The organism is Cryobacterium sp. Y29, assembly GCF_002929825.1.
Taxonomy (GTDB): Bacteria; Actinomycetota; Actinomycetes; order Actinomycetales; family Microbacteriaceae; genus Cryobacterium.
The window spans coordinates 129,831-152,694 of the sequence record NZ_PJJN01000033.1 but is presented as its reverse complement, the minus strand read 5'-3'; the positions used below and the strand labels follow the sequence as shown (position 1 = coordinate 152,694).

Annotated in this window: 22 protein-coding genes; 16 read left to right on the top strand and 6 right to left on the bottom strand. The window is 63.8% G+C overall.

Annotated elements, in window-relative coordinates; all coding sequences use genetic code 11:
• Window positions 1-81: 81 nt before the first annotated feature.
• Window positions 82-513 carry a 50S ribosomal protein L11 gene (gene rplK / locus CXY74_RS09800; RefSeq protein ID WP_104200262.1) on the top strand — a complete coding sequence of 144 codons (432 nt, stop codon included), beginning with the start codon at window positions 82-84 and terminating at the stop codon, window positions 511-513.
• A gap of 106 nt (window positions 514-619) precedes the next feature.
• A complete protein-coding gene (gene rplA / locus CXY74_RS09795) occupies window positions 620-1,309 on the top strand; it encodes a 50S ribosomal protein L1 (protein WP_104192468.1) in 690 nt (229 codons plus the stop codon).
• Window positions 1,310-1,389: 80 nt separating this feature from the next.
• Here rplA and CXY74_RS09790 read toward each other — a convergent pair whose 3' ends face one another.
• The 3 genes from CXY74_RS09790 to CXY74_RS09780 all read right to left on the bottom strand — a co-directional run bounded on the left by CXY74_RS09790 (window position 1,390) and on the right by CXY74_RS09780 (window position 5,748).
• Window positions 1,390-2,823, bottom strand: a complete 1,434-nt coding sequence (locus CXY74_RS09790) for an aminobutyraldehyde dehydrogenase (protein ID WP_104200261.1) — start codon at window positions 2,821-2,823, stop codon at window positions 1,390-1,392.
• A 277-nt stretch (window positions 2,824-3,100) separates the two neighbouring features.
• The gene (locus tag CXY74_RS09785) at window positions 3,101-3,928 is read right to left on the bottom strand and encodes an ATP-binding cassette domain-containing protein (RefSeq protein ID WP_158252341.1); all 828 of its coding nucleotides are present in this window, start codon (window positions 3,926-3,928) and stop codon (window positions 3,101-3,103) included.
• A gap of 338 nt (window positions 3,929-4,266) precedes the next feature.
• Window positions 4,267-5,748: a helix-turn-helix transcriptional regulator gene (locus CXY74_RS09780; protein ID WP_104196844.1), complete on the bottom strand. Its 1,482-nt coding sequence runs from the start codon at window positions 5,746-5,748 to the stop codon at window positions 4,267-4,269.
• 264 nt (window positions 5,749-6,012) lie between these two features.
• Between CXY74_RS09780 and aceB the strand changes: the two genes are divergently transcribed.
• The 4 genes from aceB (at window position 6,013) to CXY74_RS09760 (ending at window position 10,080) form a co-directional block, all read left to right on the top strand.
• Window positions 6,013-7,686, top strand: coding sequence for a malate synthase A (gene aceB / locus CXY74_RS09775; RefSeq protein WP_104200259.1), 1,674 nt, complete (start codon window positions 6,013-6,015; stop codon window positions 7,684-7,686).
• A gap of 250 nt (window positions 7,687-7,936) precedes the next feature.
• Complete coding sequence (locus CXY74_RS09770; protein ID WP_104200258.1) at window positions 7,937-8,500, top strand: alternate-type signal peptide domain-containing protein; 564 nt, start codon at window positions 7,937-7,939, stop codon at window positions 8,498-8,500.
• Between the two features lie 300 nt (window positions 8,501-8,800).
• Window positions 8,801-9,373 carry an alternate-type signal peptide domain-containing protein gene (locus CXY74_RS09765; protein WP_104200257.1) on the top strand — a complete coding sequence of 191 codons (573 nt, stop codon included), beginning with the start codon at window positions 8,801-8,803 and terminating at the stop codon, window positions 9,371-9,373.
• Window positions 9,374-9,432: 59 nt separating this feature from the next.
• Window positions 9,433-10,080: a signal peptidase I gene (locus CXY74_RS09760; protein WP_158252340.1), complete on the top strand. Its 648-nt coding sequence runs from the start codon at window positions 9,433-9,435 to the stop codon at window positions 10,078-10,080.
• Here CXY74_RS09760 and CXY74_RS09755 read toward each other — a convergent pair.
• Window positions 10,077-11,513: a deoxyribodipyrimidine photo-lyase gene (locus CXY74_RS09755; protein ID WP_104200255.1), complete on the bottom strand. Its 1,437-nt coding sequence runs from the start codon at window positions 11,511-11,513 to the stop codon at window positions 10,077-10,079. The genes CXY74_RS09760 and CXY74_RS09755 overlap by 4 nt on opposite strands.
• A gap of 475 nt (window positions 11,514-11,988) precedes the next feature.
• Between CXY74_RS09755 and CXY74_RS09750 the strand changes: the two genes are divergently transcribed.
• The 5 genes from CXY74_RS09750 (at window position 11,989) to CXY74_RS09730 (ending at window position 16,010) form a co-directional block, all read left to right on the top strand.
• Entirely contained in the window at window positions 11,989-12,618 is a 630-nt protein-coding gene (locus CXY74_RS09750; protein ID WP_104200254.1) for an alternate-type signal peptide domain-containing protein, read from the top strand.
• A 94-nt stretch (window positions 12,619-12,712) separates the two neighbouring features.
• Window positions 12,713-13,246, top strand: a complete 534-nt coding sequence (locus CXY74_RS09745; RefSeq protein ID WP_146070108.1) for a hypothetical protein — start codon at window positions 12,713-12,715, stop codon at window positions 13,244-13,246.
• Window positions 13,247-13,462: 216 nt separating this feature from the next.
• Window positions 13,463-14,611: a fibronectin type III domain-containing protein gene (locus CXY74_RS09740; protein WP_104200252.1), complete on the top strand. Its 1,149-nt coding sequence runs from the start codon at window positions 13,463-13,465 to the stop codon at window positions 14,609-14,611.
• A complete protein-coding gene (locus CXY74_RS09735; protein WP_104200251.1) occupies window positions 14,608-15,348 on the top strand; it encodes an LPXTG cell wall anchor domain-containing protein in 741 nt (246 codons plus the stop codon). Before CXY74_RS09740 ends, CXY74_RS09735 begins: the two co-directional genes overlap by 4 nt.
• Entirely contained in the window at window positions 15,345-16,010 is a 666-nt protein-coding gene (locus CXY74_RS09730; RefSeq protein ID WP_104200250.1) for a signal peptidase I, read from the top strand. The genes CXY74_RS09735 and CXY74_RS09730 overlap by 4 nt, the downstream gene beginning before the upstream one ends.
• A 22-nt stretch (window positions 16,011-16,032) precedes the next feature.
• Here the strand turns inward: CXY74_RS09730 and CXY74_RS09725 are convergent, their stop codons facing one another.
• Both CXY74_RS09725 and CXY74_RS09720 read right to left on the bottom strand, forming a co-directional pair.
• Complete coding sequence (locus CXY74_RS09725; RefSeq protein WP_233193321.1) at window positions 16,033-17,010, bottom strand: NADP-dependent oxidoreductase; 978 nt, start codon at window positions 17,008-17,010, stop codon at window positions 16,033-16,035.
• A gap of 124 nt (window positions 17,011-17,134) precedes the next feature.
• On the bottom strand, window positions 17,135-17,746 hold the full coding sequence (locus CXY74_RS09720) for a YqaJ viral recombinase family protein (RefSeq protein WP_199183198.1): 612 nt from the start codon (window positions 17,744-17,746) through the stop codon (window positions 17,135-17,137).
• Between the two features lie 259 nt (window positions 17,747-18,005).
• On the opposite strand from CXY74_RS09720, the gene CXY74_RS09715 reads away from it, so the two are divergent.
• From CXY74_RS09715 to rplL, 5 genes are all read left to right on the top strand, one after another.
• A complete protein-coding gene (locus tag CXY74_RS09715) occupies window positions 18,006-19,130 on the top strand; it encodes a hypothetical protein (protein ID WP_104200248.1) in 1,125 nt (374 codons plus the stop codon).
• A gap of 67 nt (window positions 19,131-19,197) precedes the next feature.
• Window positions 19,198-19,944, top strand: a complete 747-nt coding sequence (locus CXY74_RS09710) for a response regulator transcription factor (protein WP_104200247.1) — start codon at window positions 19,198-19,200, stop codon at window positions 19,942-19,944.
• On the top strand, window positions 19,944-21,479 hold the full coding sequence (locus CXY74_RS09705) for a cell wall metabolism sensor histidine kinase WalK (protein ID WP_104200246.1): 1,536 nt from the start codon (window positions 19,944-19,946) through the stop codon (window positions 21,477-21,479). The genes CXY74_RS09710 and CXY74_RS09705 overlap by 1 nt, the downstream gene beginning before the upstream one ends.
• Before the next feature lie 354 nt (window positions 21,480-21,833).
• Window positions 21,834-22,349 carry a 50S ribosomal protein L10 gene (gene rplJ / locus CXY74_RS09700; protein WP_104083138.1) on the top strand — a complete coding sequence of 172 codons (516 nt, stop codon included), beginning with the start codon at window positions 21,834-21,836 and terminating at the stop codon, window positions 22,347-22,349.
• Window positions 22,350-22,404: 55 nt separating this feature from the next.
• Window positions 22,405-22,788: a 50S ribosomal protein L7/L12 gene (gene rplL / locus CXY74_RS09695; RefSeq protein ID WP_104192488.1), complete on the top strand. Its 384-nt coding sequence runs from the start codon at window positions 22,405-22,407 to the stop codon at window positions 22,786-22,788.
• The last annotated feature ends 76 nt before the right edge of the window (window positions 22,789-22,864 follow it).

Here is a 22,864-nt window from a genome sequence, read left to right as displayed (position 1 = left end):
TCCCAAAACCACCGGGGCCCATCCGGGCCACCGGGAGAGCGGCCTCCGGGCGGCTCGCTTATCAATACGAAGGACAACACAATGGCACCGAAGAAGAAGGTTACAGGTCTGATCAAACTTCAGATCAAGGCCGGCGCAGCCAACCCCGCACCGCCCATCGGGCCGGCACTGGGTCAGCACGGCGTGAACATCATGGAGTTCTGCAAGGCCTATAACGCGGCGACCGAAGCCCAGCGCGGCAACGTCATCCCCGTTGAAATCACCGTCTACGACGACCGCTCGTTCACGTTCATCCTGAAGACCCCGCCCGCAGCGGAGCTCATCAAGAAGGCCGCCGGCGTCGCCAAGGGCAGCGGAACCCCGCACACCGTCAAGGTTGCCAACCTCACCCAGGCCCAGGTCCGCGAGATTGCTGAAGCGAAGATGGTTGACCTTAACGCCAACGACATCGACGCCGCCGCGAAGATCATCGCCGGAACTGCCCGCTCCATGGGCATCACGGTCACCGCCTAAGCACACCCCCGCATCAGCGCCTCACGGCGCCTGTGCACCCTTAGCAATTAGTGGAAGAGCCTGCCAGGCTCGCACCACACTCTGAAGTACATACAGGAGATTTCACATGGCAACCAAGTCAAAGGCGTACCGCGCCTCCGCCGCCAAAATCGGCGAAGACAACGTCTTCACCCCGGCCGAGGCCGTAGCCCTCGCCAAGGAGACCGGCTCCGCAAAGTTCAACTCCACGGTTGAGGTCGCCCTCCGCCTCGGAGTCGATCCCCGTAAGGCCGACCAGATGGTTCGTGGAACCGTCATCCTCCCGCACGGCACCGGCCGCACCGCCCGTGTCATCGTCTTCGCAACCGGTCCTGCCGCCGAAGCCGCTATCGCAGCCGGCGCCGACGAGGTCGGTGGCGACGAGCTCATCGAGAAGGTAGCCGCTGGCTACACCTCGTTCGACTCGGCCGTCTCGACCCCCGAGCTTATGGGTAAGGTCGGTCGTCTCGGAAAGGTGCTCGGCCCGCGTGGTCTCATGCCCAACCCGAAGACCGGAACCGTGACGCCCGACGTCGCCAAGGCCGTTTCCGACATCAAGGGCGGAAAGATCGAATTCCGCGTCGACAAGCACTCCAACGTGCACTTCGTCGTCGGCAAGGCCTCTTTCTCGGTCGAGCAGCTGAATGAGAACATCTCCGCCGCGCTCGAAGAAGTTGTCCGTCTCAAGCCGAGCTCGTCCAAGGGCCGTTACATCACGAAGGGTGTCGTCTCGACCACCTTCGGTCCGGGCATCCAGCTCGACGTCAATAGCATCTGAGGCTCAAAGCACCTCAGCATTCGCTAGAACAAGAAGCAGGGCCCGTCTTCGGACGGGCCCTGCTTCTTTAACGGATACCGCTAGCCGATGTAGCTCATGACGTGCTTGATGCGGGTGTAGTCCTCGAGGCCGTACATAGAGAGGTCCTTGCCGTAGCCGGAGTGTTTGAAGCCACCGTGCGGCATCTCCGCCACAAGGGGGATGTGCGTGTTGATCCAGACACAGCCGAAATCAAGGTTCTTGGCCATGCGCATCGCAACACCGTGGTTCGAAGTCCAGACCGACGAGGCGAGGCCGTATTCCACGTCGTTGGCCCAGGCCAGAGCCTGGGCCTCATCATTGAACTTCTGCGCGGTGATGACCGGGCCGAAGATCTCGTTCTGTACAGCCTCGTCGCTTTGCAGCAGGTCGGCGACGATCGTGGCTTCGTGAAAGTAGCCCGTGGTGCCCTGGCGGTGGCCGCCAAGGGCGAGGGTGGCGTGGTCGGGCAGGCGGGAGATGACACCCTCGACCCGAGCGAGCTGATCGGCACTCGAAAGGGCACCGAACAGGATGCCTTCATCGAGCGGGGCGCCCGTTCGGGCGTTGTCCTTGGCGTAGGCGGCGAGGGCGGCGACGAACTCGTCGTGAATGCCTTCCTGCACGAGCACGCGGGTAGCCGCGGTGCAGTCCTGCCCGCCGTTGTAGAACGCGGCGGCTGCGATGCCCTCGACGGCCTGTTGAATATCGGCGTCGTTGAACACGATGACGGGGGCCTTGCCACCGAGCTCGAGGTGTACGCGCTTGAGATCAAGGGCGGCGGTGCCGGCGACCTCCCTGCCGGCGCGCACCGAACCGGTGATCGAGACGAGCTGCGGGGTGCGGTTGGTGACAAGGGCGCGACCGGTGTCGCGGTTTCCGGCTACGACGTTGAAGGTACCGGCAGGCAGGAATTCGGAGGCAATCTCGGCCAGCATCAGGGTGGAAACCGGGGTTGAGTCGCTCGGTTTGAGCACGACGGTATTGCCGGCGGCGAGGGCCGGAGCGATCTTCCAGATGGCCATCATCATCGGGTAGTTCCACGGAGTGACCTGGCCGACGACGCCGATCGGCTCGCGCCGTACAAAGGACGTGTGGTCTTTCATGTACTCGCCGGCGGCTTTGCCTTCGAGCAGGCGGGCCGCCCCGGCAAAGAAGCGCACCTGGTCGATCATGACCTCGACCTCGTCGCCCACGATGCCGGCGCGCGGCTTGCCGGTGTTCTCGCACTCGGCGTCGGCGAGTTCCTCGGCCCGCGACTCGAGCGCGTCCGCGAACCCCAGGAGGGCGAGCTGGCGTTCGCTCGGGGTGGTCTGTCCCCAGGTTTCGAATGCGGTGGCGGCGGCTGTGTAGGCACCGGCTACGTCGACCTCGGTCGAGATGGGCGCGCGCGCATACACCTCTTCGGTGGCCGGATTGATGATGTCCAATTGTTCACTGGCCGAGGACGACGTGTAGTCCCCGTTGACGAAGTTGCGGAGTTCACGGATAGACATGTGGTCCTTTCGAAAAGCCGAGGAGACGGTACGGGCGGCGGTGCCCTATCGCGACGATATCGCACATCATTCGGAATCTAATCTTGTATTTGCCGTGCCCCGCGGGCTGGTGATCATCAAATCGACGCCCGGGAAGGCGCTGAAGCGGTACCGGGCAAGCGGATTCCTCACGTCGTCGAATGCGTCTCCCACCGGGCGAGACCGTGGAGGCGGGCCCGCACGAGGGTGCTGTGCGGGGCATCCGTTTTCAGCACGAAGCTTCTTCCAGGCGCCCAATCTACAAGGCGGTGCACCCCAGTGACTCATTCTCGGACGCGTGGAGCATCTCGCGGGTGTACGGGTGCTTGGGGGAGCCACACAGGTCGGCGACCGACGCGTATTCAACAATCGCACCGGTACGCACCACAGCAACACGATGGCAGATCTGGGCCGCCACGTGCACCGAGCGTGTCACGATGATCATCGTCAACTTGTGTTTGCGCTGCAACTTGCCCAAGAGCTCAAGAATGTCGAAGCTGTCAGATGCGTTCAGGGTGTCGGTCGGGTCGTCGGCCACCAGCAGATTCGGGCTGCCGGCGAGGGCATGGGCAATGTGCACGCGCCGTGCCAGGATCGCCGACACATCGCGCGCGTAGGCGGTAAAGGTATGTTCCGGATTTTCGACACCGGCCTGGCCCAGCAGATCCAGCGACCGTTCGTAGGCGGCCGGTTTCGACAGACCGCCGCGGGAACGCAGCAGTGCGGCCAGCTGGGTTCCCACCGTCATATTCGAGTCGAGGCCGTCCCGTGGGCTGCGCGGCAGGTACGCGATTTTGGTATCGTGCGGCCGAGAGAAAGATCGTGGCGGCAGTCCGACCAGTTCGACGCCGTTGTACAGAATCGATCCGGATCGGATACTCGCCGGGGCAGGAAGTACGCCGGCGATGCTCTGCGCGACTTCAAGGGCTCCAGAAGACGCATCGCCAACCAGCCCGATGACCTCGCCGCAGGTGATGGAGAGCGAGATCCCGTGCACCAAACGCCGTGCGTTCACGTGCGCCGCCGACGAAACCTGAAGCCCGCGCACATCGAGCAGCGCTGCGGAGCGAAACCAGTGTGATGGCATGGGCGCGGTCGTTTCGGCCGGCGGGGGAGGTTCAACCTGATCGTGCGGCTCGTTAATCCACGGTTCCACCGAGGGGATTCCCGCGTGCACGGCACGATTGAGATGACGCGATCCACTGCGAGAGTCACACATTGTCAGCTCGCATTTCAGTAGGTTGAGACGAGCGGCGACGCGTAGGACGAGCCCAACCGACAATCTCTGGTGCGTGGTACCAGGACAAGGCCACTGTTTACAGTGCGCTTATTTCCGTCATGACAATGGTATCGAAAAGTACTACCGACGACGTACCGGTTTGTTTGGTTTAGAGCGGATGGGTATCCATACGTTCCGCGGGCAGGTTAGTGCGGTGAGTGCGCCTCAAGAAATTCATACACCTCGGTCTGGTCGACGCCGGGAAAGGTGCCGGTGGGCAGCGCGGCAAGCAGGCTCGTCGGGGTGCGTGCGGCCGGCCAGGATTGGCCGGCCCAGCGCACGGCCAGATTGTCAGGCGCGCGGCGGCAGCAGGATTCGTCGGGGCAGAGGGAAACGGCGCGGTTCGCCGTCTCCCTGCCTCGAAACCATTTCACGTGAGCGAACGGCACGCCAACGCTCACCGAGTACTCGCCCTCTTTGGCTTTCTCGATGCGGGAGGTACACCAGAAGCTTCCGGCCGGCATGTCCGTGTACTGATACCAGGCGCTGAACCGGTCTTCGACGTCGAAGACGGTACGGGCCGTCCAGCTGCGGCAGACAGTGGTGCCCTCGACCGCGCCCAGTGCGTCGCTCGGGAACCGCACGTTGTCGTTCTCATAGGCCTTGATGATCGTGCCGGACTCGTGTACCTTCATGAAGTGCACGGGAATGTCCAGCCGCGCCGTGGCAAGGTTGGTGAAGCGATGAGCGGCCGTCTCGTAGGAGACCGCGAAGGCATCCCGCAGGTCTTCCATGGAGATGCGCCGCAGGGTCTTGGCCTCAGTCAGCATGCGCACCGCGTCCCGCTCCGGCAGCAGGATAGCGGCGGTGAGATAGTTGGTTTCCACCCGTTGGCGCAGAAATTCAGCATAATTTTTCGGCTCTTCGTGAGCGCAAAGGTGGCTTGCGAAGGCCTGCACGATCGGTGAGCGGGAATCTCGTGATGCCGAATGCTGGGTGGGTAGGTAGATGCGCCCGTTGCGCTTGTCGGTGACCGACCGGGTGGAGTGTGGTAAATCGTTCACATAGTGCAGCGAAAAACCCAGGTGGGTGGCCATGTCGGCGACGAGCTGCTGCGACACCGGACCGCCGGAGTGCCCGACTGCGGTGAGCAGCTCGAGGGCCTGCGCCTCCAGCTCGGGAAAGTAGTTATCCTGCTGACGCATAATCTGGCGCAGCGCGGAATTGGCCCGTCGGGCCTCCTCCGGAGTCGCCGCGCGTTCGCGGTTGAGCCGGTCGATTTCATTGTGCAAGCTCAGGATGGTCTGCAGAGTTTCGTCGCTCTGGCCTTTGCTCACGCGGATGCGGGGGAGTCCCAGGGCCTGGAATACCGGCCCGCGCTGGGCGCGCTCGACCGAGATTTCCAGGGCAGCACGCTCGGAGGGGGCATCCGTTCGCATCAGATCTTCGACGGTGGTGCCGAGCGCGAGGGCGATCGTGCGCAGCATGGAGAGGCGCGGTTCGCGCTTGCCGTTCTCCATCATCGACACCTGCGACGGTGCGCGGTCGATCGCGGCAGCGAGGGCGTCGAGCGTCATGCGCCGCGCGGTACGCAGCTCCCGGATGCGACGCCCCAGCGTGAGCGCGTCAAGTTCCGGTTCATCACTGCTGAGAGAGGAAAGCGCGGCGAGGGCTTCTGCGGGGACCATAGCGTTAGTGTCGCAGATCGCAAAAGTTTCCACAATCAGAAGAACAAGGTTTCTTCTGCCCAATTAGTGTGGTTCGACCCGGCCCCGGCCGGGCAGAGTAAAGGCATAGGCAAGTAACAATTGTCGAATTGTGGTGGCACACCCCTGCACTCGCTCATTCGGCCGAAGCAAAACAGCTCTACCCTCCCGCCCCCTGAGATTGGACGAACCGCACCTGCGGCTCATCCGCTGTCAGTTCCACCTACTTTCGCAAGGAGCCAGATCATGAACACCCCGAACCCCACCCTCGATCAGGCAGTCAGTTCTGCAACCGTGAAGACGAGCACCGGCAGCTTCGCCACGATTCGTCCGCACCTCGAGGTCACTGGCCCGCTCGGAGACCGCTACGACGAGATCCTTACCCCGGACGCCCTTGAATTTCTCGCCGAGCTACACGAACGTTTCGCCGGAACCCGACACGACCTGCTCGCCGCTCGGCTGCAAACTCGAGTGGATACCGCGAATGGTCGCGACCCCCGGTTTCTCAGCGAAACCGAGAGTATCCGTATGGACCCGACCTGGAGCGTTGCCGGAGCCGGACCTGGCCTGGAGGATCGCCGGGTGGAGATCACCGGCCCGACCGACCGCAAGATGGCTATCAACGCCCTCAACTCGAGCGCCAAGGTCTGGCTCGCCGACCAGGAAGACGCCACAAGCCCGACCTGGACCAACGTGATCGAGGGCCAGCTGACCCTGTTCGATCAGGTGCGCGGTCAGCTCAGCTTCACAAGCCCCGAAGGTAAGAAGTACGAGGTCACGAACGAGTCGACGCCGACCATCGTGGTGCGTCCGCGCGGCTGGCACCTCGTTGAGAAGCACATCACCTTCGTTGATCGCGCCAACCGCCGTATGAAGTCCTCGGGAAGCCTCATCGACTTCGGGCTGTACTTCTTTCACAATGCTCAAAAGCTCATCGAGAACGGTACCGGCCCGTACTTCTATCTGGCCAAGCTGGAGAGCCACAAGGAAGCGCGCCTGTGGAACGACATCTTCACCTACGCCGAGGAGCGTTTGGGTATCGAGCACGGCACCATCCGTGCCACGGTGCTGATCGAAACGATCCAGGCCGGCTTCGAGATGGAGGAAATTCTCTACGAACTGCGCGACCACTGCGCCGGTCTGAACGCCGGGCGCTGGGACTACATCTTCAGCATCATCAAGACTTTCCGGTCCCGGGGCAGCCGCTTTGTTTTTCCCGACCGCAAGCAGATCACCATGACGGTGCCCTTTATGCGGGCATACACTGAACTGCTCGTCGCCACCTGCCACCGTCGCGGAGCCTTCGCCATCGGCGGGATGAGCGCCTTCATCCCGAACCGCCGCGATCCGGCGGTCACCGAGCAAGCTCTCGCCCAGGTCGCCGCGGACAAGAAGCGTGAAGCCACTGACGGTTTCGACGGTTCCTGGGTTGCCCACCCCGACCTGATCCCGACCGCTCAGGCTGAGTTCGACACGGTTCTCGGCGACCGCCCGAACCAACTCGAGCGCACTCGCGCCGACGTGAGCGTGACAGCCGCCCAGTTGCTGGACGTTGTGTCGGTCGGCGGCCAGATCACCGAGGCGGGCGTGCGGGGCAACGTGCTCATCTCTCTGCGGTATATCGAGTCCTGGCTGCGTGGGGTCGGCGCCGCGGCGATCGACAACCTGATGGAAGACGCCGCTACGGCGGAAATTTCCCGCTCGCAGCTCTGGCAGTGGATCCACGAGAACTCGGTCACCGCCGAGGGGCGCCGGATCGACTCCGACTGGGTTGAAGAGGTGCTCGACGAGATCGTCGACGGCCTCGAGCGCACGCCCACCGACCGCTTCGACGACGCACTCACGGTGCTGCGTACCTCAGCGCTCGAGCCCGAGTTCCCGACCTTTCTGACGGTCGGAGCGTACGCCCGCTTCTTCTAACTTATTTGACGTTCGTGAAAACGGGCAGACGGATGCTTCACCCCGGCATCATCACAGGGGTGAAGCATTCGTCTGCCCGTTTTTGTTGAGAGCAGACCCATCGTTCCATCCCCCAGTCTGGGGGGGGCGTGGCCACCCAACGGGGGTATACATGAGGAAGTCTCATCTCTATTGTTCTGAATATAGATGATGAATAAAATTCATCATCTCACCTTGGGACTGACAATTGAGAGGCACAATCGTGAACAAAATGCTCAAAGGATCCATCGCTGGCGCTGCCGGCGTTGCTCTTCTTCTTGGCGGCGCGGGAACCTTCGCGCTCTGGAATGGCGACGCGGCGATCGCCGGTGCAACCATCACCGCTGGAACGCTGACGGTCGAAGCGTCGGAGGGCATCTGGAGTGACGGTGCGGGCTCCACCATCAACCCGGAAGAGTACTTCATTGTTCCGGGCGACACGCTCACCTATGCCACCACACTGACTGTGGACGCGAAGGGCGACAACCTTCAAGCGAACCTGAACGTCCCCGAAGGCTCGATCGCGGCCACCGACAGTACCGCCGAACAGGACGTGGCGCTAAACGCGGCTCTCGAGGTGACGACCACGCTCACCACCGATGTTGACGGGGTAGCGGTGGAGAGCCCCGCCGCGGACGGTCCCTTTGCAGTCAACGCGTCGGACGGGACTCAGGAGTACCTCGTGACTGTCACGGTCCACTTCCCGAGCGGTGCGCCAGTTTACGACAACGCTGCGCAGGCCGGGAGCGTCGATCTGTCCAAGTTCGACGTCACCCTCACGCAGACCCTCGGCTAGGAACTCGGCGCCCCACGAAAGGAGAGTCGCGTGAAATCGCAAGTGCGAGCGCGACTCTCCCCGTGGAGTCCGGTTAGCCAGAATGTAGTTCAAAAATAAAACTCGTCGATTGAATGAATGTCGCCGGCACCGACGCAGAACGCCAAGACCTACTTTTCCACCGGTTTGGGACCCGCCGACAGTGGGCGTTCCATCCTCGGGCGGGGACCCAGGTGCGGTCTCGCGTTCCCCAAGGTCTCCGCGCGGCAAACGGTAGAGAGATTTCCTCGGTTCACCTCGATTGTAGAATGGAAGATTTTCATGAAGCGGATCCTCACCGGTTCGATCGCCGGCGCTACTGGTATTGCACTTCTTCTTGGCGGGGCGGGAACCTTCGCGCTCTGGAATAGCTCCGCGGCCATTGCCGGCGCTCCCCTCACTGCCGGCACGCTGACGGTTGAGACGGAGGATGTTGTTTTCTGGACCGACCAGTACGGCACCGAGATCAATATGGAGAGTTATACGATCGTGCCCGGCGACGTCCTCACGTACACATCGTTCCTCGACGTAACAGCACGAGGTGGCAACCTCCATGCTCGAATAGCTGTCGACCACGGCTCGATCAGCTCTGTGAACTCTGATGCCAGCAGGGCGCTCAAAACCCTCCTCGACAAGTCCACCATTGTGTCGGTAAACGTCGGCGACGCAATGGTCGTCGCCCACGACTTCAGCGACGATCAAACCTGGTTCGACCTGAGTGAAGGCGACCACGAGCTCCGCGTTACGGTCGTGATCGAATTCCTGGAGAGCTTCGATGACGTCGACGATGACGACGCGAAGAACGCAAAGGCAATGTTGTCCAGTCTCGGCGTGATTCTCACGCAGACCCCGTAGCCGCTCATTACCACTGATCGCTCACGAAGGGGAGTCGGGTGAAACAAGGAGCCGTGCGCGTGACTCTCGCCGCTGACCCGCATCCTGTGCCCAAACCGGTCAAGCAGGCCGTTGGCCTGTGGCGCCAGATCAGTTTCGCATTGAGTCTGGCCGTATTCCTTTTGGTAATCGGTCTCGCCGCCGTGCTGATCGTCGTGCCGAAGGTCACTGGGTCGATCCCGCTTACCGTGCTCACCAGCTCGATGGAGCCGGGATTTCCACCCGGCACGCTGATCATCGTTCGGCCCGTTGCAGTTGCGGACGTGGCCTTGGGTGACGTGATCACCTACCAAATGGAGACGGGAAAACCCGGTGTCGTTACCCACCGCGTCATTGCGATCAATATGACGGCGGGTGAGCGCACGTTCGTCACGAAGGGTGACAACAACGGTGCGGCCGATGCGACCGCCGTGCTCGAAGGGCAGATTCAAGGCCGGCTCTGGTACTCCGTTCCGCTGATTGGCTACGTCAATAATGCGGTCAATGGCGCCAACCGGGCCTGGGTCATTCCGGTGGTCGCTTCGTTGCTGTTCGCCTACGCGAGCCTCACGTTCCTGGCCGGCGTCGTGGCCAGCGTGCGCAAGCGCCGACGAGCACGTGAATTCGGCGGGTGCATTGTTGATTCCGAAAACGCAGATCCCGACTCGCTGGACGACCCCAAGCTCTAGTTTGCTGGCTGGGCCTTGACCTTGTCGTAGGCGGCGAGGGCGGCTCGGCGGGTTTCACCAAGGTCTACGAGGGGCGCCGGATAGGCATCCGTGCCGTATTCGGGCACGTATTCCCGAATGTACTGCTGGTGGGGGTCGAACTTGGCCGCCTGCAGATTGGGATTGAAGATGCGAAAGTAGGGCGCAGCGTCCGCTCCGGAGCCGGCCACCCACTGCCAGCCGAAGGGGTTGCTCGCAGCGTCGGCATCGACCAGGGTGTCCCAGAACCAGCGCTCTCCCTCGCGCCAGTCGACCAACATATTCTTGATCAGGAATGATGCGGTAACCATGCGTACCCGATTATGCATGCTTCCCGTGCGCCACAGTTCGCGCATCCCGGCATCGACGAGCGCGAAGCCGGTGCGGCCCTGTTTCCAGGCGGCGAGTGCACGCTCGTCGACCGGTGGCCATGGGAAAACATCAAAGGCGGGACGCAGGTTCTTCGTCGCGAGATCGGGAGCGTGAAAGAGCACATGGTAGGCGAACTCGCGCCAGCCGAGCTCGGTAAGAAATCGGGTCGCGCTCGTCAGTGCCGGGCCGGTGAGTTCGCGCTGAGCCTGCTGCGTGGCGGCCCAAACCTGATGCGGGCTGATCTCGCCCCAGCGCAGGTAGGGTGACAGGCGCGACGTGGCGTTCTGGGCCGGTTCGTCACGTTCGGCGGCGTAGCGAGGGAGCGCCTCGGCAAGAAAGCGTTTGAGCATTTTCTGAGCGGATGCTTCGCCCGGCGACCAAGCGGCGCGCAGCCCAGCGGCCCAGTCGGGCGCACTCGGCTCGAGGCCCCAGTCGTTCAGATTCTCGGAGTCGAGGCCGTCTGTCGCGTTGCCGCCCGTCGAGCTGGCAATGCTGGTGGGCGCCGGATACGGCGCGCGCGGCGGCGGGCCTGCTGTGCAGGAACGCCAGAACGGCGTAAAAACCGAGTAAGAGCCGCCTTGCCCGGTCTGAACCGTCCAAGGTTCAAACAGGAGCGAACCCGCGAAACTGTGGGTGTCCACGCCGCGCCCGCGCAGCTCGGCCTTGATCGCGGTGTCGATCGTACGTTCTGCCTCGCCGTAGCGGCGATTCCAGAAGACCGCCGCGGCATCCGTGTCGTGCACGATCTGGGCGATGATTGCGGCCGCAGCACCCCGGCGCAAGATGAGTCGCCCGCCGAGCTTTTCGAGGGTCGCAGCGAGAGATCGCAGGCTTTGGTGCAACCACCAGCGTGCTGCACCTCCGAGCGGACGCACGCCGGGAGATTCGTCGTCAAACACGTACACGGCCACGATCGGTCGTTGACGGGCCAAGGCGGCGTGCAGGGCCGGATGGTCGGCTACCCGCAGATCGTCGCGGAACCAGACGATGACGGGGCCGGCGGGCTCATCGGGGTGGGGGGTGATGGCGGGGGGTGCAGTCATGGGCGTCTCCTCCAGAGAACTCCAGTGTGGACCCTTCCGGCGAGTAGACCAATTCGGAGGTAGAACGCTCTGTATTGGACTGGTCTTCTATGGCTCACCGAGGAAGCTAAAACTCCAAAACCTCGGCGTGACTGTAAAAAACTATGAAAATCAGCATAAGACTCTACGGATACTAGACAAAAGCACCGTATTCGCTCAAAAACCTGATTCCCATTCTGGGGGTTTGAGCAGGACAGACAAATCCGTCTGTCCCCTCTAGTGTGTGAATCGCGGATGGCGCTACAGCCGAAAAAATTATCGGCGAGTTGTCGCAATTCATGGCTTGATACCCAGAGCCGTGACTGCCAGCCGCAACAACGGCGTGCTTACCCCACGCCGGCCACTTGGCGGGTTCTCTTACCGTTGCTCCACGCCTGCCGATTTCTGGCCTGCGATCACCCGAAGTTTTCAGACCAGTACTCGAAGGGTTTTACTCATGAACAAGCTCACTAAAGGCGCGATTGCTGGCGCTGCCGGTCTCACCCTGCTACTCGGCGGCGGCACGACTTTCGCACTGTGGAACTCCTCGGCTGAGGTTTCCGGCGGCACGATTATCGCCGGCAACTTGGCCGTTGCCCCCACCAAGGTCGACGGCGTCGAAGCCGCAGGAAGGTGGATCGTGAAGGACGGAACCGCCGCCGGCAGGGCGATCCCTGTGCTGTCCAATTTCGAAGCCTCGCCCGGTGATGTGCTGGTGTACACCAAGTCCATGCACATCACGGCCAGTGGCGATAACCTCGTCGCCGAGCTGGCGCTTGCCCCGGGTTCGATCGTCGCTTCACAGACGAGTGTTCCTGCTGATGTGAATCTCGCGGAGTATCTCGAGGGGACCGCGGTCCTGACAGCGGAGGGTACTGGAATTAGCGACAACTACTCCGAGGCCAACCGGATGGTGACCACCGGTCCGACAAAATATGTCGTCACGCCTGGAACGGGAGTGGTCGATGAAGACGTCACCGTCGAGGTGACGATCACGTTCCCGAAGGGCGTCTCGGGCCACGAGAACAGCATGATGCGCGGTTCGGTCACCCTCCAAGACATGGTGGTCACGCTTACCCAGCTGTAACCGGTCTGTGCCGGGGTGCCCACCACCCGACGACGGGTACCCCGAAAACGGCCAGCAGGCAGTGTCCTTTCGATTCGCGAAAGCCGGTGATCTTTTGAAAACGTATCTACTCGCAAGCGCGGCGATTCTGGGCGCTACCCTGCTGGCGACGGCCGCTGTTGGCGAAACCTATGCCCTTCTCACTTCAAGCGCCTCGGCCGGCCAGGCGGTGACCATTCAGGCCGGATCGGCAGCCCTCAGCATCACGTCACCCCTCGTGATGTCGGACGCCCCGCTGTATCCGGGAGCGAGAAATGTTGGCACGGTCGAAGTGCGAAACGACGGCACTGTGTCGCTCGCGCTTCGGCTCTTTGGACTGACGCCGCCGACGGCCCAGACCGCATTGTCTGAGAACTTGATCGTGGGCGCTCGAACCGTGTCCGGGGCGAGCGAGTGCACGTCAAGCCTGACACCGACCATTACCGGCACTTTCCGTTCCGCGCCGGTTGCCGAGCTCGGTACGACCCTCGCGCCGGGAGCTACGGCAATGCTCTGCGTCTCGGTGGGGCTTTCAGTGGCTGCCCCGAGCGCCAGCCAATCCCAGACTGCGACCAGTTTCGGACTTTTGATTGATGGACGACAGGTCTAACCCGTGAAATTGCACCGTCACTTCCCGCGTTCCCTGCGACTAAGAACACGGCGCCCGACTGCTTGCCGACGTGCATTCCGGCCTCGCTGGCCCGCTACCCGGTCAGCCCTCACGATCGCGAGCGCTGTCTTCTTAACCCTCTCAGGCTCTGGAATTGCCCAGGCCTTCTGGACCGCGGCGGCGGTCCATCCCACGGCATCCGTTCGGTCGGGCGCCGTGACGATCAGCCAGACGGGGTTTGCCGAGCTCGCGACGACGTACACGTCCACCGCCCTCTCGACCACCAAGCTGATTTCGGTATTCAACGAAGGTATGCCAGCCAACTACAGTCTGGTGCTCGGCTCAGCCTCGTCTACCCCGACCTCGTTCGCCGAGGCGATCACCGTGCGCACCTGGGCGATTGCCGCGGCCGATACCTGCGCTGCGACGGCGTCGACCGGCACACGAAGCAGCACCTGGGCGAGTGGAATCACGCTCAGCGGCTCCTTGGCGGCGGGGGCTTCGGCGCGCTATTGCGTGCAGACCTCGATCACCAGCGCGGCCGCTGGGAACGCGCCCGGCACGACGATGACGGCGCGAATGGACCTGCAAGCGCGGGCCGACAACTGGACCTCACCGGTGACGACCGTATTAACCGTGCAGAAAGTGGCCAACACCGCGCCGCGGTCGCTCGTGGCGGTCAAGAAGACGCACAATTCCATCTCGTTGAGCTGGGATGCACCCGACGATATATCCGTGACGCGCTACCAGCTGTATCGCGGTAGTACGGCAGTATCGTCGGTGCAGACCGCAACCACCTTCACGGACACGGGCCTGACGGCAAACACTGCCTACGGTTACACGGTGTATTCAGTGGATGGCGACAACAACCGTCTGGCAGCCTCGAACGTGCTCGCTGTCACGACGGATAGAAAGGCGCCGGCGCCGAATACCTGGTATCACGTCGTTTCCGCAACAGGGAGCTGCGTCGATGCCGCAGCTCCGCAAGAAGAAGGCAGAGTTCTTGCAACGACGCTGTGCTCGACGGCCTTATCATCGAGCTTTCGCTTCGTCGCGGATGCAGAAGGCGCTTACACGGTCAACGCGAAAACGAACGCCAGGGTGTGGGATTCCAGGGCTAAGAAACAGGGCTCGTCCGACGTGACACTGAGCGTCGATGATGGCGGACCACAGAGATTGGAGCGACACTTCACTCTCATCAGCGTTGATGACACGACCGGGGCGTTCCAGATTCGCAGCATGCAGGTAAATAAACAGTGCATGCAATCGGGCGCTTCGGGTGCCGCGCTCACCATGCAGTCTTGCGACACCACGATTCCCATCCAGGACAACCAGCAATTCACTTTGGTCGAGGTGGCACCATGAGCGGATACCTGATCGGAGCGCGCTTGGCAGCCGGCGTGCTGCTGCTCCTCGCGATTACTGGGGTCGCCACTCCTGCGCGTGCTGCGCTGAACGACACGGCCAACCGCGGGGCAGCAACCGACGTGCGGGTCAGCAGCGACGGAGTGCATTTCGCCAGCAGCCTGTCCGCCGGGCTGTTCGACTCCTTCGGCACGCTGATTCCTGGCGGGTCGATGGGGTCGGAGCTGTGGATTCAGAACCCGAGCGACGCGCCCGCGAACGTGCGGCTGAGCCTGCGCGAGCCAGGCGGGGCATCCGCTGATCTGACGGAATACCTCACCCTGAGCGTCCACGACGTCGCGTCCCACATCGTGACGACCGTTCCGCTGCGGGGCGGTGAGAACTGTGCGGTACTCACGCCGGCCCAGCCGCTCGCCGCCGGAGCAACCCTGCGAGTTGCGATCACCATCGAGATGATGAACGTGACCGGACTGACCGCCCAAAACGCGCGCACCGACCTGGGAATCCTGGTCGCCCTGCGCGATGAAGAGGCCGGACCGTTTGGGCCTTCGGCGTGCGACGACGAAGGCGTGCTGATCCCGGCAGCGGCAGGGGCAGGGGCAGAGCTGGCGGCGCCGCTCGGGTCGGTTGCCCTGCCGCGCACCGGTGTCGACCTGCCCATTCCCGCGCTCATCGGCGGAGGGCTGCTGCTCGGTGTCGGCGGGCTTCTCGTCACCCGGCGTCGGCGCGAGCCGTGACCGGACATCAGACACTCACATCTGTCGACCCACCTCAGGAATTTGCGGCCGCTTCGCCCGCTCCCACCGAGAGCAGCATCTGGCGGTACCTCGGGTTGGCGCTCAGCGCGGCACTGCTCCTGCTCGTCGTCGGTCTCGGGGTGATGCTCGTGGTGATTCCCAAGGTGACCGGCGCGACCCCGCTGACCGTGCTGACCAGCTCCATGGAGCCGGGGCTTCCACCGGGCACTCTGGTCATCGTGCGCCCGGTCACCGCTGAGGCGCTGCGCATCGGCGACGTCGTCACCTATCAAATGGTGTCGAATGATGCCAAGGTCGTGACGCACCGCATCATCTCGATCACATTGAGCTCAGACGGATCGCGTTCTTTTATCGTGCAGGGTGACAACAACAGCGCGCCCGACGACGACCCGGTGCTGGCCGAGCAGGTTCAGGGCCAGCTCTGGTACGCGGTGCCCTATGTCGGCTACGTCAACAACGTGATCAACGGGGCAAACCGGGCTTGGATCATCCCCGTGTTGACCGTCGCGCTTTTCGGCTATGCCGGATTCATGGTCGCCGGAGGTGTGCTTGACCGCAGACGAACTCGCTCGCGGGCAGCCGATGCCAGCGAGCCGGGCATCGCGGGTGCGACGTGGGAGGGCACGGCTGAGCGCTCGTGATGGCCGGCCAAGCGCTTGACGATTAAGACACGCGCAGCACGATCTTGCCGCGGGTGTGCCCCTCCTCGAGCAGTCGATGGGCCGCGGCACCGTCGGCGAGGTCGAACACCGAGTCGATGTGCACCCGTACGATACCCGCGTCGAGCAGTGCCGAAATTTCGTCGAGCACGCGTGCGTCGGGGGACACCTTGAAACCGGTTGCGCGTCGGCCCGCTGCTGCGGCATCCGCTGCCATGGTCGGCCAACTGCCGGTCGGCGCGTTCACGAGCAGGCCGTCGGGGCGCAGCACCGCGAGGGAACGGGTGCCGGTGTTGTCGTGCACGTTGCCAATGAGGTCGATGACCGAGTTGAGGTCGTGGACCACGTCTTCGAAGCGCGTTGTCGTGTAGTCGATGACCTCGTCGGCGCCGAGCTCGCGCAGAAAGTCGAGGTTGCGGGTCGATGCCGTGGCGGTCACGTGGGCGCCGAGAACCCGGGCGAACTGCACTGCGAAGTGGCCGACGCCGCCGCTGGCGGCGTGTACGAGCATGCGCTGCCCGGGGGCGGCTCCGGCCAGCTTGACCATGCCCCATGCTGTCAGGGCGGCGAGGGGAACCGCGGCCGCCTCGGCGTGACTGAGCCGGGCCGGTTTGCGGGTGACGCTCAGGCTCGACACCGCGACGTACTCGGCGAAGCTGCCGCCGATGCGCGGAACCCGGCCCATGCCGTAGACGGCATCGCCCGGCTGGAGTGGCGCGGCCTCGAAGGCAGCGCGCACGACGATTCCGCTGAAATCGTTGCCGAGAATGGCCGGGTAGCTCTCGATGGCGGCCGCGACGCCCTTGCCGGAGCGCGTCTTGGCGTCGATCGGGTTGAGACCGGCCGCGATGACCTTGACGAGAACCTCGTCGACAATCGGGCGTGGCAGCATTCGATCGGCCAGATGCAACACTTCGGGGGCGCCGGTCTCGTCGATAACCAGGGCGCGCATGGTCTGCGGCAGTTCGAATTCAGGAGCCATGCTCCCCATTCTGCTGCATTCGCCGCCCCTGCACTGCGGACGGGGCCCGGGCCCGGAACGTGGGCCCAGTTTATAACCTGGGCCCGGGGACGGGGCCCGGGCCCCGTCCGAAAAGAGAGGGAGACTAGCGGCGGGCCTGCTCGTCGAGATTGTCGATCAGGGCATTGGCGAGCCCGACCAGAATGGCGATCTGGTCCTCGTCCCGCTCGATCCAGCGACATTCGGGCACGGCCGCCACCGGCACGAAATCAAGGTGCTCTTCCCAGACCAGCAGGGTGCGGTCGGCACCGAGCACATACTGCTGCCACCACACCTGCCGCAGATAGCTGCGGGGAATGCTGCGCCACGGCTTGCTCGTGGTCTTGATCTCGGCCAGGTGCAGGTCGCCGCCGGCTACGACGCCGACGCCATCGGGGGTGGCCAGATGTCGCGGATGCCCCAGCGACCGAAACAGGTTCGTGCTCGGCTCGATGCCATAGTTCTCCAGAACCCACGCGGCGATGACGGGTTCTCGGGCGCGACCATGGTCGGTGTAACTGTTGCCGGAGAAGCTCGTACCGTGCATTTTGTCGTGCGCGGCGTTCACGATGGATTTCGGGGTCGACAGTTTGGCGACATCCGTTGCGGTGATGCCCTGATTACGCGCGCGCAGCCAGGCCACCCGGTCGCTCGAGTCGGCGACGATGCGCAATGTGTGCGGCGCCGGTGCTGGTGGCCGTTCCGCTACCGGGAGCACAGTGAATACAGCGGGGTGCGCCAACGGCTGGTCCAGGTCGAAGAGAGACAGCGTGGAATTCGGCACTCCTCTATTGTGTGCCCGCGGGACCGGTCGGCGCGCCACCGCCACGGGCGCGGTCTGATTGCCGGCCGAAAGTGCGGCCGACGCCAGGCCCGTCTGCCCAGCCGTAGCCTCGCATCCGCTGCCGTGAGAATTGTTATCGCGACGAGACCTGGGTTCGCTAGCCTGAAACGACGGCAACCAATCGGGGGAACAGATGGCGCAGCAGGTTCCCGTTCGATTCACGCTCGCCGGGGTCGTCACGCTGGCCCTGCTGCTCAGCGGATGCGCCGGCCTCCCCGGCTACCCGGCTGCGACTGGCACTCCGGTGGCGCAGCTCGTCGCCGGCGTCGACTGCCAGGCGCCCAACCTCAAGAACGACTGGATGGTTTTTCGGGAAGGTGCTTTGCCCCAAACCGATCTGACGGCCACGCACCCCGACGCCCCGGAGCCGGGCATGGTTCCGGCCGACTTTAAACCGGTCGCCGCGTACCTCTGTACTGTGTCCGGCAGCGTCGACGACGATCAGGGCCGCTGGGCAGCCGTGACGGTCGAGACCCGCACCGGAGACTTCGGCCCGCTACTGTCGGCGCTCGCCGAACCCAGCGACCAGGCCGGGTTCAATCAGGCCTGCACGGCCGATATGGAGATCGTGCCGGAACTCTGGCTTGAAAACGCTACGGGTGAAGCGATGCGGGTGGCCTGGCCGAGCACTGCCTGCGGCAAGACCAAGCGGGCGACGTGGAAAGCGCTCGAGAAGCTCGCGATGACCGACACGGTGAAACTGCCACTCGTGCTGGAGGTCACCCGCCCGGCCCTCGACGCCGGCTGCGTTATGAGTGCGGGCACGCCTGAGCAATCGCTGCAGTTCGGCGTCACCGGCTTGCAGACGAACGTCACCGCCGGTGAGGTCGGCGAAAACGTCCAGCCGATTGCCGCGCCCCCGGCAGAGATTGTGTCCTACGACGGCGTCGACGGCGCGAGCGTCTGCTTCTACACGGTGGACCCGGCCACCGAATCCGAGCCCGGGAAGCTGAGGGGCGTTGACGGTATGGAATTCAGCGACAACGCGCTGGGCCCCATGCTTAGCCTGCAGTTCGGTACCTTCGACAGCGCGACCGTCCTTTCAGCGGATGCCGCAGCGCTGCTTCCGGCCGCAGCATCCGCTCTGCCCGCCCCCGAGTGCACGGCCGACCTCACCCGATTCGCGGTGATCTGGCCCCAGCGCGCCGGCACCCGGCTGGGCAGTCCGATCCAGGTCGAGCTCGACGGCTGCCAGCGACTCTTTGCCAGCGCGGCGCTCGTGCCCGCGCCGGCCTTGCTGGCTGCCCTGAACGGCTAATCGGGCCACAGTCATCCGACGGTGTACTCATAGCGCGTTCATAGGCAACTGCCGGATACTCATCAGAATGAGCACACGTGAGAGCACCCACACCGGCCACGGCCCGCGCCTGACCAAGGCCGACGGCAGCGCCATCCGTGTTCTGGTCGTTGACGACGAGCCCACGCTCACCGATCTGCTCTCGATGGCCCTGCGCTACGAAGGTTGGCAGGTGCGCACCGCCGGCGAAGGCCGTCAAGCGCTCACCATCGCCCGCGAATTTCGGCCGGACGCCATCGTGCTCGACATCATGCTGCCCGGCATCGATGGCCTGCAGGTGCTGCAGCGGGTGCGCGCCGACGGCTACGAGACTCCCGTGCTCTTTCTCACCGCCAAGGACTCGCTCGACGACCGCATCGCGGGGCTCACCGCCGGCGGCGACGATTACGTCACCAAACCCTTCAGCCTCGAGGAAGTCGTCGCTCGGCTGCGCGGCCTTATTCGCCGCTCCACCCTCGCTGTTGCTGACTCAACCGACCCCCGCATCAACGTCGGCGACCTCACCCTCGACGAAGACAGCTATGAGGTGTTCCGCGATGGCGACGCCATCGAACTGACCGCGACCGAATTCGAACTGCTGCGCTTTCTCATGCGTAACCCGCGCCGGGTACTCAGCAAGGCGCAAATTCTCGACCGGGTCTGGAGCTACGACTTCGGCGGCAAGTCGAGCGTTGTCGAGATCTACATCTCTTATCTGCGCAAGAAGATCGATGCCGGTCGGGAGCCGATGATCCACACGGTGCGTGGCGCCGGCTACATGCTGAAGACGGTCTGATGCAGCAGCGGATGCCGCGCCGCCTCAGCCGACACCGCTCGCCCTGGACTCTGCAGCGGCGTCTCGTGCTTACAGTGGTCGGGCTGCTCGCGCTCGTGAGCCTCACCATCGGCGTGGTGAGCGTGGTCATTTTGCGCGCCTCCCTGCTTGATCGCCTCGACGTGCAGCTGGCCTCCGCCGTTGACCGATCGGGCGTTGCGCTGGGTGGTGTCGGAGACAACGACGGCGATCGTTCCGGTGACCTGCCGGGGAGCCGCTACTTTGGCACGCCGACGGCCGACAGCATTCTCAGTGGACCCGCCCAACCGCCCGGTCTGCTCGCGCTGGTCTACGATAAAGCCACCATCACGACCGGCTATACCGACGACCGCAGCGGCGTGATCGAAGCACTCACCACCCAGCAGGTGCGGCTTCTCGCCGACCACGTCAACCAGTTGGCGCCAGTCACCGTCGATCTCGGCGGTGAGCTCGGTGACTATCGGGTGCAGGTCGAGACGTCCCGCTCCGGCACGCTCTATCTGGTCGGTTTGCCCTTGACCGGAGTGGCGGCCACCGCAGCCCAGCTGGCTGTGATCATTGGCCTGGTCTCGCTCGCGGGGCTTGTCGTGGTCGCTGTCATTGCCGCCTGGGTGGTGCGGCTGGCCCTGCGTCCCCTTCAACGCATGACAGCGACGGCCACTCGGGTGGCGCAGCTGCCCCTCGACCGCGGCGAGGTGTCCCTCGATGATCGGGTTCCGGCGGGGGACACCGACCCGCGCACCGAGGTGGGCCGGGTCGGCTCGGCGCTCAATCGCATGCTCGACCATGTCAACCGCGCCCTGGAAGCGCGGCAGGCCAGCGAGCGCAAAGTGCGCCAGTTCGTCGCCGACGCGAGCCACGAGTTGCGCACGCCGTTGGCCTCCATTCGTGGTTACTCCGAACTCACCCGGCGCAGCGGCCAGGAATTGCCGCCCGACGCGATGCACGCACTCGGTCGCATCGAGTCGGAGTCGGTGCGCATGACGGGGATAGTCGAAGACCTGCTGTTGCTCGCCCGCCTCGACGAGGGCCGCGAGCTCGATATGCAGCCGGTGGATCTCACCATGCTGCTCGTCGACGCCGTCAGTGATGCCCACGCCGCCGGCCGCGATCACGTCTGGAACCTCGACCTGCCCGACGAACCCCTCAAGGCGATCGGCGACGAACCGCGCCTGCGCCAGGTGATCGCCAACCTGCTCGCCAACGCGCGGGTGCACACGAACGCTGGCACCACGGTTCTGGTCGCGCTCGACGAGCACGACGAACGCGCGGTGATATCAGTGACGGATGACGGTCCCGGCATCCCCGAGGAGCTTTCAGTCACCCTGTTTGAGCGTTTTGCCCGCGGCGACAGCTCACGTTTTCGCGCCGCCAACGCCGCGGGCGCGCCGAGTACCGGAAGCACCGGCCTCGGTTTGGCTATCGTGGCCGCGGTCGTTGCCGCGCACCACGGCGAGGTCACCGTCGACAGCCGCCCCGGCCAGACCACCTTCCGGGTCTCGCTGCCCATGGCCTGACGAGCTGGCCTGACGCTGGCCCGACGCGGGTCAGTTGGGAGTGTTCAGCCGAGGTGCTGAACATGGCGACACCCACCGAGAGGGTCGCGAAGTCAACCATGTGCCATCTTCTTCGATTTGCACAGTGCTAGACGCTCGTCTATGCTGAAACCTAGCCACAGACCGCCGGTTGCTGCACCCTGTTGAAAGACAGAAGTGCAGACGAAGGTTCATTCACGTGAACGGCCCGCGCAGGTGTTCGAAGTTCAGTTACAGTCTCTCAGATTGTTGCCCAAGCTCCGGCGCCCTGCGCTGGAGCTTTTTTCATGTCTGCGCCCCGGGCTACCCGGCACATGATTATTAATGAGGAGCACCATGGCGAACAAGGAAGCAACGGTCGCCGAGCTTACGGAGAAATTCCAGAGCTCGACCGCCGTTCTGCTCACCGAGTACCGCGGTCTCACTGTTGCGCAGCTCAAGAGCCTGCGTACGTCCATCAGTGAGGACGCCACGTACGCCGTGGTAAAGAACACGCTCACCAAGATTGCGGCCAACAAGGCCGGCATCACCTCGTTCGACGAGGAACTTGTCGGTCCGTCCGCTATCGCCTTCGTGCACGGAGACCCCGTCGCCGTCGCGAAGACCCTGCGTGCCTTTACCAAGGCAAACCCTCTCCTGGTGGTAAAGGGCGGTTACTTTGACGGTAACCCGCTCACCGCAGCGGAGGTTGGCAAGCTTGCCGACCTCGAGTCCCGCGAGGTGCTGTTGGCCAAGCTGGCCGGCGCCTTCAAGGCATCGCTGTTCGGAGCCGCTTATCTCTTCCAGGCACCGCTGTCGAAGGCTGTTCGCACCATCGACGCGCTGCGTGAGAAGCAGGAGTCCGCGAACTAGGCATCTGCCTGGCATCACGGTTCACGAATTTTTAAGAAACTAAAAGGAGTACATCATGGCAAAGCTTTCCACTGAAGACCTGCTTGAGCAGTTCAAGGGCCTGACCCTCATCGAGCTCTCCGAGTTCGTCAAGGCGTTCGAGGAGACCTTCGAGGTCACCGCAGCCGCTCCCGTCGCCGCTGCCGGAGCCGCTGGCCCCGCCGCTGCTGCTGAAGAGGTTGAAGAGCAGACCGCATTCGACGTCATCCTTGACGCCGTCGGCGACAAGAAGATCCAGGTCATCAAGGTTGTGCGCGAGCTCACCAGCCTGGGCCTCGGCGAGGCCAAGGCCGTTGTCGATGGCGCGCCGAAGGCCGTCCTCGAGGGCGTTGCCAAGGACGCTGCCGACAAGGCCAAGGCTTCGCTCGAAGAGGCCGGCGCCACCGTTACCCTCAAGTAATCTAGGCCCCGTGAGGGGTGCTGATTGAGGCGTAGCCGACCGGCTTCGTGCCGATCATTGCGCAGGGGGCGTCATT